Raw genomic sequence first — 16,065 nt, 5'->3', positions numbered from 1 at the left:
TCAACCCCTCGTTATAGTTTCATCTAAATTTAAAATGGTATGTGCCGTTAATGCCAACGCAGCCAATTCTTTTTCTGAATAATTTTTATCCATTTCAAAAGCTCCAATGGAAAGATATTCCTGAGCCGTTATACCTTCATCATCCACTTTTTGGAGCATGTTATTGTAATAGTTGTTCAACATGGACAATTCTTCCTCATCAGGTGCTCTGGAGGTTGCCAATTTAAAAATGTATATTATTTGGTCATTTATTTCTTTTTTTAGGTCCATAGCGTTTTTGGCAATTAGTCTCGATGCCTCGATGATTTGCGGATCGTTTAACAAGACCAAGGCCTGTAAGGGCGTATTTGTTTCTTGACGTTTTACCGTACAAAGATCTCTTGATGCCGCATCAAAGGTCATCATGCTTGGAGGAGGAACTGTTCTTTTCCAAAAGGTATACAGACTTTTTCTATATAGATCTTTTCCGGTACTGGTGATATAAGTGGCCGTGCTTCCACCTCCACCTCCAGTGGTAGCTTCCCAAATACCCTCGGGTTGATAGGGCTTTACACTTGGGCCTCCTACCTCTTTGTTGAGCAATCCACTAATTTTTAATGCTTGGTCCCTAATTAGTTCGGCTGTAAGCCTTAATCTTGGGGCACGTGCCAATAGACGGTTTTCTGGATCCAATTCCTGTAATTCCTTGGTCACCTTGGTGCTTTGTTGATAGGTGGCAGAAAGTGCCATATATTTTAACAATTTTCTTGAATCCCAACCTTCTTCCTTCAATTTAATAGCTAGGAAGTCCAATAATTCAGGATGTGTAGGCAATGAACCCTGATTACCGAAATCGAAGGAGGAGGCTACCAAGCCCGTACCGAACATGCGTTGCCAAAATCTATTTACGGTAACCCTGGCGGTTAATGGATTGTCTTCGTGGAAAAGCCATTTTGCCAATCCCAATCGATTTTTAGGATATTCCTCCGGGAAAGGGAGTATGGATTCGGGTGTATTTGGGTATACCTGAGTGGTGGGTTGGTCATACACGCCCCTGTTCAAGATAAACGAAGGCCTAATTTCCTCCATTTCGTTCATTACCATTACAGGAACTTCTTTCATATTGGATTTTTGAAGCTGAACAAAACTCAACACCCCATTCTTTTCTTTCTCCGTAATAGTCATATAAGGCTTTGGAATTTTTCCAGCTCCCCCGGGCGTCAGTCCCAATTCATCTATATTGTTGAAAAAGCTGAACAGTTCAAAATGGTTTTTTTGACTTATGGGATCGTATTTATGATCATGGCAACGGGCGCATTCAAAAGTTAGACCTAGAAAAGCAGTACCAAATGTCACAGCCCTGTCTTCAACATACTCAATACGATATTCTTCTGGGATAACTCCACCCTCAAACGTAATTTTATGGTTTCTGTTAAAGCCCGTAGCGAGAATTTGTTCCGCATTGGCGTTGGGCAAAAGATCCCCGGCCAATTGATAGGTTACAAATTGATCATAGGGCATGTTTTGCTTAAAGGCATGAATTACCCAATCGCGCCAGGGCCACATAATGCGCTCAAAATCGTCCTGGTATCCATGGGTGTCCGCATATCGGGCAATATCCATCCATTCTGCTGACATGTGCTCGGCATAGTCGACCGTATTCAATAATGAATCTATAATTTCTTCATAGGCTGAAGGGGAATCGTTGTTCAGGAAATTTGCAATTTGTTCCACACTGGGAGGTAAACCGGTCAGGTCGAAAAACACCCGCCTCAACAACTTTTCTTTTGAGGCTTTTTCATTGGGTTCCAAATTGTTTTGTTCCAATTGTGATAAAACAAATAGGTCAATTTCATTTTGAGCCCATGTAGTATTATTTGTTTTGGGAACGCTGGGTTTTTCCGGGGCTATAAATGCCCAATGTTCTTTATATTCAGCGCCTTGCTCTATCCATTTCTTAAGGATTTCCTTTTCGTAATTGGAAAGAGTGAGGTTGGATTCCGGTGGGGGCATCATTAAGGATTCGTCCGTAGTGTATAATCGATGTACCAATTCGCTTTTTTCGACATCGCCCGGAACAATGGCGTAATGGTCTTTCTTTTTGCCCAATGCCATATAGGCATCTTCAGCGGTGTTCAGGGATAGTCCACCCTCTATGGCATTTTTATCGGGGCCATGGCATTTGAAGCATCGGTCCGATATAATTGGTTTTACATGAAAGGTAAAGTCGATCTTATCTGGAATTTTTCCGTGACTTTCATTGCCAGCAATAGTTTCAGAGGTTTTAACTCCACTATTGCAGCCTTGTGTCGCTAAGGCGAGAACGATTGCCAGAAGTAAATACATCCTGTTTATTGACGGCTTACAAGAATTTCTTAGGGGGCTTATCGACATTTGACTATAAATGATATTAACACCTTCTAAATTAGCTAGTTTACAATTAATTAACAGCAAATTTCGACAAATGACAGTCCGTAGTAGCTAAATGCAGCTAAAAAAAAGGAAAGAAGTGTAATTAATACGGTTTATCAGTGAAACCCTGTTATAAAAAGTTGCTTTGTAACAAATTTAAAGCATTCATAGAAATAAACCCGCTTTAAACGGGATAAATAGGCCGAGGGCCTAAAGGTTAGCTTATAAAATACAAAAGAAAACAATTTCCTTAATAGTCTTTGTGGGCTTGCCCTATGGTTTCTTATTCCGAATCGACATCAAGAATTTTGCTTTTTACCTCGTTTAGGTAACTTCGGCCAATGGTATATCTAATGCCTTGCACTTCTACGCTATTGCCTTCAATAGCATCGATCTTATTAATGGCTATGGTGTAGGATCTATGTATTCTAATAAATTTATCCGAAGGGAGTTCTTCGGTGAAACTACTTAAGGTTTTGTGAATGATATGTTTGTTGGCTTTGGTCTTTATCCTGATGTAATCCTTGAGGCTTTCTATGACAATAATATCATCCAAATAAATTTTTTGTAATTTTTTCTTATCGACCTTTACAAAAATACTAGAATTGTCATTCGTGTTATTGACTTCGTTTTTTGTAACTCCTTCCTTTAATGTTATAATTCTGTTAATGGTTTTTAGGAATCTGTTGAATGGAATAGGTTTAACCAAATAATCTATGGCCTCCAATTCATAACTTCTAAGGGCGTAGTCCTCATGGGCGGTAGTCATGACTACCATGGCCTTGGAATTGACACTTCCCAGTAGGTCAAGACCGTTCATTATGGGCATATTGATGTCCAGGAATACAATATCTACTTCATTTCTCTGTAAGAAGGTGGAAGCATCAATAGCATTGGTGAAGGTTTGTACTAACTCCAGTTCCTTAATTTGGTCTACATAATTTTTTAATATATTAATTGCCAGTGGTTCATCGTCGATTATTATAGCCTTTAAACTCATTTCACTTTTAAATTAAGAATAACATTAAACATTTTGTCTTTTTCAAATATGGAAAGATTGTAATCCTGTGGTTCGTACCCCAATTTTAAACGTTTTTTTACATTGTTGAGACCGATGCCGCAATCCGCATTTTTTAATTTTTCCCGTGTTTTGCTTGGAGGGATGTTATTGCTGATTTCAAAATTTAGGATATCGTCCACTACCTCGAATTTTATTTTAATGTACATTTTGCCAATATTTTTGCTGGCGCCATGTTTAAAGCAGTTTTCAACAAAGGGCATCAATAGCATGGGAGCTATGCCTTTTCCTTCAATATCCCCCGAAACATTCATATCAATTTTTAAGGAATTGTCAAATCGGATTCGTTCCAAATCAATATAGTTTTGGATACATTCAATTTCTTTGGTCAAATCTTGATATGGTTTGTCCGTGGCATACAGCAAATAACGCATTAATTCTGACAACCTCAGTACAATTTGGGGTGCTCTGTCCGATTTTTCCAAGGTCAGGGAATAAATATTATTTAGTGTATTAAAAAAGAAATGCGGGGAGACCTGTGATCTTAGGAATTTTAATTCTGTGGTCAACTGTCTTTTTTCCAGTTCATGGAGTTTGCTATTTTCATTTAACCAGTCCACCGTAATTTTTATGGCCGTAACAAAAGACATTACATAAAGTTCTCCCAACATGGTAACTATGGCATAATTGAGAGTGAGGCTTTCAACATCCCCGGCTTCAGGCATTACATTATTGCTTACCAGATAATAGGTGAGGTTGAATTTTATCAATAGACCTATGAATAAAGATGCCACAAGCAAAACGGTATAGGTGATATAGCGCTTTGTATATACAAATTTTGGCATCAGAAAATATATATTGAAGTAGGCCAAGACCATGTGTATGGGGAAACCCAACAAGTTGGTTTTTATGGAATAGGCAAAATCTTGATGCAGATTGCCCCAACGGAAAATATTGAATAGGATATATACCGCCCAAAAAATGATATGGTGCCTGTAATTTATGTTGAAATCGCCGGAACTATTTCTACTAAGTAATTTATAATTTAGTTTTTTGATTAGCATAAGTCTTGATCACAGTCTATATTTCTAAAAATTGGCGTTCGGCTTTACGGGTTGGTTGTTGGTCTAATTTTATTCTTCTTCCTGAAAAAAAATCGAATATTTAGTTCTGGTAAGCGGAATTACCATGTTGGTTTAACTTCTTTTTTTTGAATTGCCGCCAATACAGTCTTGAAAATTTGGGGAATTTATAAAAAAAATAAGAGTAGTTGACTATTGGAGAGAAAAAACACAGGGTTGTAGTGTTTTTTTACCACTATCTTGAAAAATATTCCTGGCTGATAAGCTTTTTGCTTCAGCCTAAAAATTAATTTGTATGAATGTAATCGATGTAGCAATAATTGTTGCATATATTGTGTTGACCCTCTTCGTAGGTATTTGGGTGTCCAAAAAAGCATCCAAGGGACTTAAGTCTTATTTTTTGGGGGGGAACAATATAAAATGGTATTACCTGGGACTCAGTAATGGGTCTGGTATGTTTGATGTTTCCGGTACCGCCTGGATGGTCGGTATCCTGTTTTTGTATGGAGTAAAGAGCTTTATGTTCATGTGGCTTTGGCCAATATGGAACCAAATTTTTGTTATGATGTTTTTGGCCGTTTGGATTCGGCGTTCCAATATTATGACTGGATCGGAATGGATACTTACCCGTTTCGGGGACGATAGGGCAGGGAGGGCTTCCCATAGTATTGTTGCTGTCTTCGCTATTGTTGCAGCCGTAGGCTTTATAGCTTATTTCTTTGAAGGTGTCGGTAAATTTTTGACGATTATCCTACCATGGGACATGACTTTGCAAATAGGGGAGATGATTTTGTTGAACTCCGAACAGGCCTACGCGATGGTCATTATATTTCTCACGACCATTTATACCATAAAGGGCGGGATGTTCTCGGTAGTAGCCACAGAAGTATTGCAATACATTATTATGGTCGTTGCGGGAATACTTGTGGCAGGTTACGCTTTTTTTGCTTTTTCCGATGTAGAGATCAATTCGGTAATAAGTGCCGAATGGAAAAATGTATTTTTTGGCTGGGAATTGGGTACTCACTGGGATAAGGAATTTCAGGCCTTCAACCATTTGATAGATTCTGAGGGTTATAAGATGTTCGGTGCCTTGATAGGAATGACTCTTTTTAAGGGTTTCTTTGCCAGTATAGCGGGACCAACCCCTAGTTATGACCTCCAGAGAATATTGTCTACCAGAACGGTAAAGGATGCTGCATATATGAGCGGGTTTACCAATCTGGTATTGTTTATCCCCAGATATTTGCTTATTACTGGGATTGTTGTCATCGCCTTGGTGGTACTGACTCCTGAAATGATTGGAAACCCTGGACTTACAGGTGCGGAATTAGAGGTTATACTACCCAAAGTAATTAATTTTCATGTACCGGTGGGGATAAAGGGATTGTTGTTGGCAGGGTTGCTCGCAGCTTTTATGTCTACTTTTTCCGCTTTTGTAAATGCGGGCCCGGCTTATTTGGTCAATGACATCTATAAAAAATATTTTAGACCCGATGCTTCACATAAGCACTATATTAAGGTGAGTCATATTGCCTCCTTTTTAGTGGTCTTCCTTGGTGTTTTTATGGGTTTTTTTGCAGATTCCATCAATTCGCTGACGCTTTGGATAACAAGTGCCTTATTTGGGGGGTACGTGGCAGCTAATTTTTTAAAATGGATATGGTGGCGATTTAACGGATGGGGCTATTTTTGGGGAATGCTGTCCGGTTTGATTATAGCTTCATTGCAATTTGTGTTGGATAACAACAAGGGCAATTTTATGGAGGGTACTTTGTTGTACGATCTTTCCCATGTGCACGCCATTTATCTTTTCCCAATTATTTTTGGGGTTTCAATGCTGGGGTCATTTTTGGGAACCTATTTTAGTCCCCCTACGGATAAAGAAGTGCTTAAATCGTTCTATAAAAATGTGAAGCCTTGGGGCTGGTGGAATCCTGTCTATAAAGAATTAAAGGCAGAGGATCCTAGTTTTGAAAAGAACAACGAGTTTTGGTGGGACATGATGAACTGTGCCGTTGGTATCATTTGGCAGTCTAGTATGATCGTTCTGCCCATATATTTTATGATCAGGGATTACCCAAAGGCGATCATTGCATTGGCAGTTTTTGGGGTAACCACTACATTTCTAAAGTTTACCTGGCTGGATAAGGTGAGGCAAATACCCAATTAAAATAAAAGGGATCACTCCCTTGATCAAAGTTTTGGAGGGCGTACATTAGGTAGTGAAAGAGTTTAATTGTAATTTTTAAATCAAAACATAGTGAGTAACATTCCATGGCAAGAAAGGCCTGCCAATAGTGCAGATGTAGTTTGGCGATATACAGAGAACCCTGTGGTTAAGAGAGATGCAATTCCATCTTCCAACAGTATTTTTAATAGCGCGGTAGTACCGTTCCAAGATGGTTTTGCCGGAGTATTCCGTTGTGATAACAAGGCGGTTCAAATGAATATTTTTGCCGGTTTTAGTAAGAATGGGATAGATTGGGACATAAACCATGAGCCCATTCAATTTCAGGCGGGCAATACCAATATGATAGAATCTGAGTATAAGTACGATCCCAGGGTGGTCTTCATAGAGGATAGGTATTGGATAACCTGGTGCAACGGTTATAATGGCCCAACTATTGGTATTGGGTATACTTTCGATTTTAAGGAATTTTTTCAATGTGAAAATGCCTTTCTGCCCTTCAATAGAAATGGTGTATTGTTCCCTGGGAAAATAGACGGGAAATATGCCATGTTGAGTCGCCCAAGTGATAATGGACACACCCCATTTGGGGATATTTACATTAGCTATAGTCCTGATATGAAATATTGGGGAGAGCATCGCTGTGTAATGAAGGTAACCCCTTTTGTGGACAGTGCATGGCAGTGTACCAAAATTGGTGCCGGGCCAATTCCCATATTAACGGATGAGGGCTGGTTAACCTTTTATCATGGGGTAATAAATACTTGCAACGGATTTAGATATTCCATGGGAGCGGCTATTTTGGATAAAGAGCGGCCAGATCAGGTTTTGTATAGAACCAAACCCTATTTGTTGTCACCTCAGACGAATTATGAATGTGTGGGTGATGTGCCAAATGTAGTTTTTCCATGTGCTGCGCTACATTCAACGGAAGAGGATAAGGTCGCCATCTATTATGGGGCTGCTGATACGGTTACCGGCTTGGCATTTGGACGTATATCTGAAATTGTAAAATTTACGAAGGAGAATAGTCTGTAATCTGGGTTTATTCTGCCCAGCTTGTGCTTAATAAATAGAAATCATTAAAATCGAAATATGAAGACCACTTTTTCAATCCACAGCAGAACCTGGTCATTAGCGCTTTTGCTTTTCTGCGCTGGCATTGCCACTGTAAAAGGGCAAGAGCTTGTGCCAAGAAACTATATTGCGTATAAGGCAAGTGAAACCCTGAGTATAGACGGGAAAGGCGATGATGCTTCTTGGCAAAAAGCGACTTGGTCCCAGGATTATATTGATATCGAAGGCAAAATGATACCTGATTACAGGACCAGAATGAAAATGTTGTGGGACAATGACTACCTATATATTTTGGCGGAAATGGAGGAGCCCCATGTATGGGCCACTTTAAAACAAAGGGACACCGTTATTTTTTACAACAATGATTTTGAGATTTTTATAGACCCGGATGGGGATACACACAATTATTACGAATATGAGATGAATGCCCATAATACTCTTTGGGATTTGTTTTTGACCAAGCCTTATAGAAATCATGGTAAAGTGGTGGATAGTTGGGATATTCAAGGGGTTAAATCGGCCGTGAGTATAGATGGAACATTGAATGATTCATCGGATACCGACAAAGGTTGGATGGTAGAAATAGCTATTCCATGGAAGGTGATAACCGAGGCAAGCAGCGGTGGTAATGTGCCGGAGAACGATTTTTGGAGGATCAACTTTTCCAGGGTCAATTGGAAATTCGATCTAACGGACGGGCGTTATTCCAGAAAAAAAGACGATAAAGGAAAGTTCCTGCCCGAGTATAACTGGGTGTGGTCACCACAGGGCGTTATTAACATGCATGAGCCGGAGCATTGGGGTTACGTTTATTTTTCTTCCAAAGAAGCAGGTGGAATTGCCAGTTTTTCAATTCCTAATGATGATTATATAAAATGGCATTTGTATTCGCTCTACAGGGGAGTTTTGCAGGGGAAAAAAGATGCTGAAAAGTCAGTGGCAATGCCAAAGAATATTTTGGGAAAGACCATAAAACCTAGTTTGGAAAAGCATGGATTTGGTTATAATATTTGGGTAAAGAGTCCATTTACAGGAAAAGTATTGGTGATTAAGGAAGACGGGGAATTTCGAAGTATGGATGATAAAAATTAATTCGTTCCAGTAAATTTTAGGAGGGGTCGATTTAAGTAAATAGTGGAGTTAAAATGAAAAACGTAATAGCGCGAGGCTTAAGTGTATTCCTGCTGGTATTTTTAGTGGGCTGTGGAGAGGAAAGCAAAACGATTTTTGCGCAAAGTGACATAAATATCGTTCCCAAGCCCACGGAAGTGAAGTTTAGCCCAGGGGCTTTTCGGTTTACCAAGGATACAAAATTTGTGGTGGAAGAGGACATGGTGAAAACCTTGGAAATATTGCAGGATAAATTTTCCGTAGCCGCCGGATGGAATATGGAGGTGGTATCTACCGTTCCCGATATGAATTTTGTTGAATTATCCAAGGATCCATCTATGGGCGAGGAGGAATATTCCTTACATGTGACGGATGATAATGTTGTAATAAATGCCAAAGGATATAATGGTTTTTTGTATGCTTTGGAAACGATCAGACAGTTACTTCCTATAGAAATTGAAAGCAAATCTTTGGCCTCCAATGTACTTTGGGATATTCCAAATGTGGATATCAAAGATAGTCCACGATTTGAATGGCGTGGTTTCATGTTGGATGTTTCCAGGCACTTTTTCGATAAGGATTATGTTATGGAGACCATAGACCAATTGGCCTTGTTAAAAATGAACACTCTGCACCTACATTTGGTTGATGACCAAGGGTGGCGCATAGAGATTAAGAAATATCCAAAATTAACGGAAGTAGGTGGCTTTAGAGTGGATCAAGAAGACAAGCCGTGGAATGCCAGGCCTACAGCCGAATTTGGGACAAACGCTACCTTCGGTGGATTTTATACCCAGGAAGATATTAAAGAAATAGTTGCTTACGCCAGTAGTAGGGGAGTTACGGTAGTTCCGGAAATAGAAATGCCGGCACACGTAATGAGTGCCATAGCTGCATACCCTGAATTGTCCTGTTTTCAAAAACCTATTATGGTCCCTTCCGGAGGAGTGTGGCCCATAACCGAAATTTACTGTCCAGGAAAAGATACCACATTTGAGTTTTTGGAAAATGTAATGCTGGAAGTTATGGAGTTATTTCCTTCCCAATACATTCATATTGGAGGGGATGAGGCTACCAAGACCAATTGGAAAATTTGTCCGGATTGCAATAAAAGAATTCAAGAGGAAGGTCTCGAAAATGTTGAGGAATTGCAAAGCTACTTTATCCGGCGTATGGAACGTTTTCTGAGTTCCAAAGGAAGAACTTTGCTGGGTTGGGATGAAATTTTGGAAGGCGGTTTGGCTTCGGGCGCTACCGTTATGAGTTGGCGCGGTGTAAAAGGAGGCTTGGAGGCCTCCGATGCTGGTCACGATGTAGTCATGACCCCTAATTCACATTGTTATTTTGATTATTATCAAGGCGATCAAGATGCTGAACCTTTGGCGTGGGGCGGAAACCTGCCCCTGAGCAAGGTCTATCAATTTGACCCTGTCGTTGAGGGAATGAGCGAGGAGCAGGCCAAGCATGTTCTGGGAGGCCAGGCCAATTTATGGACAGAATATGTTCCTTCCAATGCCCAAGCGGAGTATATGACCTATCCACGTCTGGCTGCCTTGGCGGAAGCTGTTTGGAGTAGTAAGGATAATAGAAATTGGGACGATTTTTCAAACCGGGTAAGTAGTCTATTTCAAAGATATGGGATAATGGGAGTCCATTATGCCAAAAGTGCCTATCAGGTAACTACTGAAACTTCGGTCAATACTGAAAATGGTGTTATATCAATTGCCCTTAAATCAGAATTTCCCCAAGCGGATATTCGGTTTTCCCTAGATGGTAGCGATATTACTTCGGCCTCTGAAAAATATTCCGCTCCAGTAGATATTGATAGGACAACCAATATCAAAGCCCAGGTATTTAAAGATGGTGAACCTGTGGGTGCCATATTCGAGAAAACTATTAAATATCATAAGGCTGTGGGGAAACCTGTAACCTACATAAATAAATATCACGATAGTTATAAGGGAGCTGAGGATTTGGGGATGGTAAATGTAGTTCGCGGCTCCAAAAATTTTCACGACGGACAATGGCAAGGGTGGTTGGATAACGATATGGAATTGGTAATCGATCTGGAATCTCTTACGGAATTGGAAAAGATAACTGTCGGAGCCATGGAAAACCAGGGATCAGGTATCTATTTTCCTGTTCAAATGGAGGTTCTGCTATCGGAAGATGGCGAAGCTTTTAAAAGTGCTGGAATCCTAAAAAGGGATTTTGCGGACAATATTGGTTCGGAGTTACAGGATTTTGTTATTGATATAGATAAGCAATCCGCCCAATATATTAAGGTCGTGGCAACTAATTTAGGAACTCCTCCCAATGGGGGAGGTTCCTGGATGTTTATTGATGAGGTGGTTGTGGAATAGATGGAAGTATTGAAATAATAAAAAGCTTTTGAACATATACCTCTAGCTCCTGTAGAAAACAGCCCCTAGCCCCGCCAAAGGGCCGGGCAGGCTCCCCTCAAAAGGGAATGAATTTTAATAGAAGTAGCATTAAAAAAGCTAAAGTCTAAGTGTTTTGGATTTTTTAGTTGACCTGGATTTTCTTAGCATTTAATATTAGGATAGATATTATATGGACTGGTTAAACTTTGTGATTTGGGTAGGGATTACTCCCCTTTAGAGTGGGGTATGGGGTGTGTGAATTAAAGATTGAAGCCAGATCAACATAGGTAAAATTATCAAAAAAGAACAATGAGATTACAACGTATAATATTATTAATACTGACGGTTTTTACCCTTGTGGCTTATGCACAAAAGCAACCCGTAGACTACGTGAACCCCTTTATTGGCACCTCAAACTTTGGAACCACCAATCCGGGACCTATTGCGGTAAGGGGAATGGTTAGTGTTTCCCCATTTAATGTGGTTGGTTCCCAAAATTTACCTTTGGAAAAGGACAGTCGATGGCTGTCGACCCCCTATGTAGAGGAAAACACCTTCTTAACAGGGTTTAGCCACGTTAATCTAAGCGGTGTTGGCTGCCCTGATCTTGGAGTAATTTTGGCCATGCCCACCACGGGTAGCCTGGAAGTGGATTATTTAAAATATGGAACGTCCTATTCCAATGAGGTTTCGGAAGTTGGCTATTATTCCAATACTTTGGACAAATATGATATAAAAGTTGAGGCCACGGCAACGACCAGAGTAGGGGTAAGCAAATTTTTCTTTCCAGAAGGAGATGCCAACATCTTGATAAATTTGGGCTTGGGTCTTACCAATGAACAAGGAGCCACCCTTAAGGTCGTTTCACCAACCGAAATTGAAGGGATTCGTTCTGTTGGTTCGTTTTGTTATTATAAGCCGGAGGAAGCATATCCGGTGTACTTTGTAGCACGGTTTTCCCGGCCTGCGGACGAATTTGGGGTTTGGAAAAAGCCGACCACCTACAAAGGTGCCGAGGCTGAATGGATGGGTTACAACGGAAAGACACGGGTAATGCCGGGGTATGCCATGGAAGTTGTAGGCGATAGCATAGGTGGTTATATGCGATATAATTTTAAAGAACCCACGGTAGTGGAAATGAAGGTTGGGGTCTCTTATGTTAGCATTGAAAATGCCCGTGAAAATTTGGAAAAGGAAACAGCAATAGAAAGTTTCGACCAAATTTTGGCAGAGGCTAAGCAAAATTGGAATAAATATTTATCCAGAATTGAGGTTGAAGGAGGTAAGGAAGAGGATAAGGTTAAGTTTTATACGGCTTTATACCATACACTGATACACCCCAGTACCTTGAATGATTATAATGGAGACTATCCCAAAATGAAAACCAGGGAAATTTTAAGGACCCAGGATACTAGATATACGGTGTTTTCTTTATGGGATACGTATCGTAATTTGCATCAGCTTATGAGCTTGGTTTATCCAAGGCAACAATCCAATATGGTGAAGAGTATGCTGCAGATCTATGATGAGAGCGGGTGGTTGCCAAAATGGGAGTTGAATGCCACGGAAACGACTACTATGGTAGGTGATCCGGCAGGTATTGTTATTGCCGATACCTATTTAAAGGGTATCCAGGATTTTGATGTGGAAAAGGCGTATTCCGCAATGGTCAAAAGCGCAGATCAGATTCAGGATAATCCCCTTCGTCCGGGACTGCAGGATTATTTGGAGCAAGGATACCTTACCACCAAGACAACCAATAGCGGATCCGTATCTACTACTCAGGAGTACAATATTTCAGATTATGCCATAGCCCAATTGGCCAAGACTTTGGGTAAAAAGGAGGATTATCGCCGCTTCTCCAAAAGGTCCGTTTCCTACAGAAATCTATTCGATAAGGAATTTAATTTATTGAGGCCCAGGAATGATGATGGCACTTGGTTGACTCCCTATAACCCTGAAGCCGGGGCCAACTTTGTAAAAAATCTAGGATTTATTGAAGGTAATGCCTGGCAGTATTCTTTTATGGTTACTCATGATACCAAAGGTCTTATAAAGCTTATGGGAGGGGCAAAACCTTTCGTGAAAAGATTACAGGATGTCTTTGATAAGGGACATTATGATATGGCCAACGAGCCAGATATCGCATATCCCTATTTATTCAATTACGTGGAGGGAGAGGAGAGGAGAACCCAAAAAATGGTTTCGCATTTGCTTGACGAGTATTATAAGAACTCACCTGACGGACTCCCTGGTAATGATGATACGGGCACCATGTCCGCCTGGGCAGTTTTTTCAATGATGGGAATATATCCCATAAGCCCGGCAAATTCAATTTATTCTCTCACAACACCTCGGTTTAATAAGATAACCATACATTTGGATAGTGATTATTATCAACAGGAAAAAATTACAATAACTTCCAATTTTTCGGAGCAAAACCAGTTTATTGAGAATATTACGGTTGATGGAAAACCGCACAAGGGTTACTTTATAAACCATGACGAACTGGTAAATGGCAAAACTTTGGAGTTTAAATTGAATAAATAGATCAAAACAGCATTGTGAATGAAAATATTAAGGACAAATTTCAAATTACTAGGTTTCTTATTAATATTATCAATCTTAACCTCCTGTGAAAAGGATGGAATTGAATTGGTTCGTGATGGGCAGTCGGACTACGAGATTGTCTTCATGGGCAGTGCAACAGAAGGTCAATACAAATCAGCGGAAATTCTCCAAAAATATATTCTGGATATTAGTGGGGTGGAATTGCCCTTGGTTGATGAAAGTTCTCAGGACATAAAAAAAAACAAGCTCTATATCGGAAATTTAAAGGGCGAGAATTTGGGAAGGGAAGACATTGTTATTAGGACAGAAGACAAGCACTTGTTAATTTATGGCGGATCTAATCGGGCAACAAAATATGCCATATATGAATTTTTGGAACGCTACTTGGGTTGCAGATGGTATGCACCCGGAGCAGAAAAAATTCCGACCTCTAAAACTATTGATCTACCAGCTTTGGATTTTCGTTACAGCCCGGATATCACTACTAGAACCGTACATTCAAGATTGTTTTATGACAATCCCGACTATGCGGACCAGCAAAAAGTAACCCATGAATCGTTTCCAAGTTATGTTCCAAGTGCAAGGGTACACACTTTCCATAAGTTTATACCGGAGGAAAAATTTTATGAGTCCCATTCGGAGTTTTATGCACTAAGGGGCGATGAACGTCTGCCGACACAATTGTGCCTTACCAATCCCGAGGTGCTTTCAATTGTAAAGGATTCCGTGGCTTCTTTGTTTCAACAATATCCTAAAGCAAAGGTTCTATCGGTAAGTCAGGATGATAATCAGCAGCATTGTCAGTGCGACAATTGCAGTAAAATAGATGAAGAAGAAGGTAGCCCATCGGGAACTATGATACGATTTGTAAATGAGGTGGCGGCTACTTTCCCGGACAAGATGATTTCTACCTTGGCCTATCAATATACGCGGAAGCCATGTAAGACGAAACCCTTGGACAATGTATTGATTACACTTTGTTCTATAGAATGTGATAGAAGCGCGCCCATTGCCAAAAAATGTACCGATTTTGCAAACGATCTAATAGGATGGAGTAAACTAACCAAGAACATTAGAATATGGGATTATACTACACAGTTTACCAATTTTTTTACCCCCTTTCCCAATATTCAGACGCTGCAGCCCAATATTAAATTGTTTAGGGACAATAATGCCAAGTGGGTGTTTGAACAGCACAGTAACAATCCCAGTGAACTTTTTGAACTTAGATCCTATATAACGGCCCAACTGCTATGGAATCCGGATCAAGATCTTGATATGCTTTTGACCGATTTCACCACGGGTTATTACCAAGAAGCGGGTGTGTTTATAAAAGAATACATAGATGAAATTCATGCCAAGTTAAAGGAGGACAAGGAATTTTTTCTATTCCTCTACGGAGATCCATCGGAGGCATTTTCATCTTATTTAAGCCCGGAGATGCTTTCAAAATATTCTAAACTATTTGATAAAGCCGAAAAGGCTGTAGCCGAAAAACCGGAAATTTTGGCTCGGGTAAAGATGGCGCGCTTGGGGGTGGATTTTGCTGTATTGGAGGCCAGTAGGAAGAATATTACAGACGTATATGGACTTTTGGTTCCCAATGTAGAAGGTAAAAAGATTATAAATCCATTGGTAACAACATTGCTGGATAATTTTAGGGCCACCAGTGACAAGAACAATATTACCTTAATGAATGAGATGGGTTTTACGGTGACCGAGTATTTGGCAAATTATATGTCGGCACTAGAGGTGATAAGAATGCCCAATGTGGCTATGGGAAAGAAGGTCGTTACCATTACAAAACCCAAAAAATATGCAAAGGAGGACCCAATGGCACTAACGGATGGAGCTCTGGGAGGAAGCAGTTTTTACGCCAACTGGTTGGGGTATGAAGGTAATGATATGGAGGTGGTGGTAGATTTAGGTGGGCCAATGGACATAAGTACCATTTCCTTGGCCTTTTTACAAGTGACCAATCACATTGTATTTTTTCCGGAAAGAGTTACTTATTCGGGCTCCTTGGATAATGAGCATTTTGAAAATTTTGGAACCATTACTAATCCCATGCCCCTAACTAAGGAAAGCAAGGTAAACCAAATTCAATATTTTAAGTTGGATTTTGATAAAACAGATACTCGCTATATAAAAGTAAAGGCTACCAATACAAAAACACCTTATTGGCACCATGCGGCCGGACTGCCTTCTTGGCTTTTTGCGGATGAAATAATAATTAATTAA

The 16,065-nt window shown here is 40.1% G+C and carries 9 protein-coding genes; 6 read left to right on the top strand and 3 right to left on the bottom strand.

Features of this window, described 5'->3' with window-relative positions:
* The 3 genes from MWU84_RS00180 to MWU84_RS00170 form a co-directional block, all read right to left on the bottom strand.
* The gene (locus MWU84_RS00180; RefSeq protein WP_246896192.1) at positions 1–2,325 is read right to left on the bottom strand and encodes a PSD1 and planctomycete cytochrome C domain-containing protein; all 2,325 of its coding nucleotides are present in this window, start codon (positions 2,323–2,325) and stop codon (positions 1–3) included.
* 349 nt (positions 2,326–2,674) lie between these two features.
* On the bottom strand, positions 2,675–3,391 hold the full coding sequence (locus tag MWU84_RS00175; RefSeq protein ID WP_246896190.1) for a LytTR family DNA-binding domain-containing protein: 717 nt from the start codon (positions 3,389–3,391) through the stop codon (positions 2,675–2,677).
* The gene (locus MWU84_RS00170; protein WP_246896187.1) at positions 3,388–4,473 is read right to left on the bottom strand and encodes a histidine kinase; all 1,086 of its coding nucleotides are present in this window, start codon (positions 4,471–4,473) and stop codon (positions 3,388–3,390) included. Before MWU84_RS00170 ends, MWU84_RS00175 begins: the two co-directional genes overlap by 4 nt.
* Before the next feature lie 313 nt (positions 4,474–4,786).
* Between MWU84_RS00170 and MWU84_RS00165 the strand changes: the two genes are divergently transcribed.
* The 6 genes from MWU84_RS00165 (at position 4,787) to MWU84_RS00140 (ending at position 16,065) form a co-directional block, all read left to right on the top strand.
* Positions 4,787–6,664 (top strand): sodium:solute symporter family protein, encoded by a 1,878-nt coding sequence (locus MWU84_RS00165; protein WP_246896185.1) that lies wholly within the window; start codon positions 4,787–4,789, stop codon positions 6,662–6,664.
* Between the two features lie 90 nt (positions 6,665–6,754).
* The gene (locus tag MWU84_RS00160) at positions 6,755–7,720 is read left to right on the top strand and encodes a glycoside hydrolase family 130 protein (RefSeq protein WP_246896182.1); all 966 of its coding nucleotides are present in this window, start codon (positions 6,755–6,757) and stop codon (positions 7,718–7,720) included.
* 57 nt (positions 7,721–7,777) lie between these two features.
* A complete protein-coding gene (locus tag MWU84_RS00155; RefSeq protein WP_246896180.1) occupies positions 7,778–8,851 on the top strand; it encodes a carbohydrate-binding family 9-like protein in 1,074 nt (357 codons plus the stop codon).
* 53 nt (positions 8,852–8,904) lie between these two features.
* Positions 8,905–11,232 carry a family 20 glycosylhydrolase gene (locus tag MWU84_RS00150; RefSeq protein WP_246896178.1) on the top strand — a complete coding sequence of 776 codons (2,328 nt, stop codon included), beginning with the start codon at positions 8,905–8,907 and terminating at the stop codon, positions 11,230–11,232.
* 330 nt (positions 11,233–11,562) lie between these two features.
* On the top strand, positions 11,563–13,803 hold the full coding sequence (locus MWU84_RS00145) for a GH92 family glycosyl hydrolase (protein ID WP_246896170.1): 2,241 nt from the start codon (positions 11,563–11,565) through the stop codon (positions 13,801–13,803).
* An 18-nt stretch (positions 13,804–13,821) separates the two neighbouring features.
* A complete protein-coding gene (locus tag MWU84_RS00140; RefSeq protein WP_246896168.1) occupies positions 13,822–16,065 on the top strand; it encodes a DUF4838 domain-containing protein in 2,244 nt (747 codons plus the stop codon).

It is taken from the genome of Arenibacter sp. F20364, from assembly GCF_023015905.1.
Lineage (GTDB): Bacteria > Bacteroidota > Bacteroidia > Flavobacteriales > Flavobacteriaceae > Arenibacter.
Note: the sequence above shows the minus strand (reverse complement) of the source record. Positions and strands in the feature narration are given on the sequence as shown.

Excerpts from the sequence above, each read along its gene's own strand:
- MWU84_RS00145 (WP_246896170.1), top strand. The coding sequence starts at position 11,563 with ATGAGATTACAACGTATAATATTATTAATACTGACGGTTTTTACCCTT.
- MWU84_RS00140 (WP_246896168.1), top strand. The coding sequence starts at position 13,822 with ATGAAAATATTAAGGACAAATTTCAAATTACTAGGTTTCTTATTAATA.
- MWU84_RS00155 (WP_246896180.1), top strand. The coding sequence starts at position 7,778 with ATGAAGACCACTTTTTCAATCCACAGCAGAACCTGGTCATTAGCGCTT.
- MWU84_RS00175 (WP_246896190.1), bottom strand. The coding sequence starts at position 3,391 with ATGAGTTTAAAGGCTATAATAATCGACGATGAACCACTGGCAATTAAT.
- MWU84_RS00165 (WP_246896185.1), top strand. The coding sequence starts at position 4,787 with ATGAATGTAATCGATGTAGCAATAATTGTTGCATATATTGTGTTGACC.
- MWU84_RS00170 (WP_246896187.1), bottom strand. The coding sequence starts at position 4,473 with ATGCTAATCAAAAAACTAAATTATAAATTACTTAGTAGAAATAGTTCC.
- MWU84_RS00150 (WP_246896178.1), top strand. The coding sequence starts at position 8,905 with ATGAAAAACGTAATAGCGCGAGGCTTAAGTGTATTCCTGCTGGTATTT.
- MWU84_RS00180 (WP_246896192.1), bottom strand. The coding sequence starts at position 2,325 with ATGTATTTACTTCTGGCAATCGTTCTCGCCTTAGCGACACAAGGCTGC.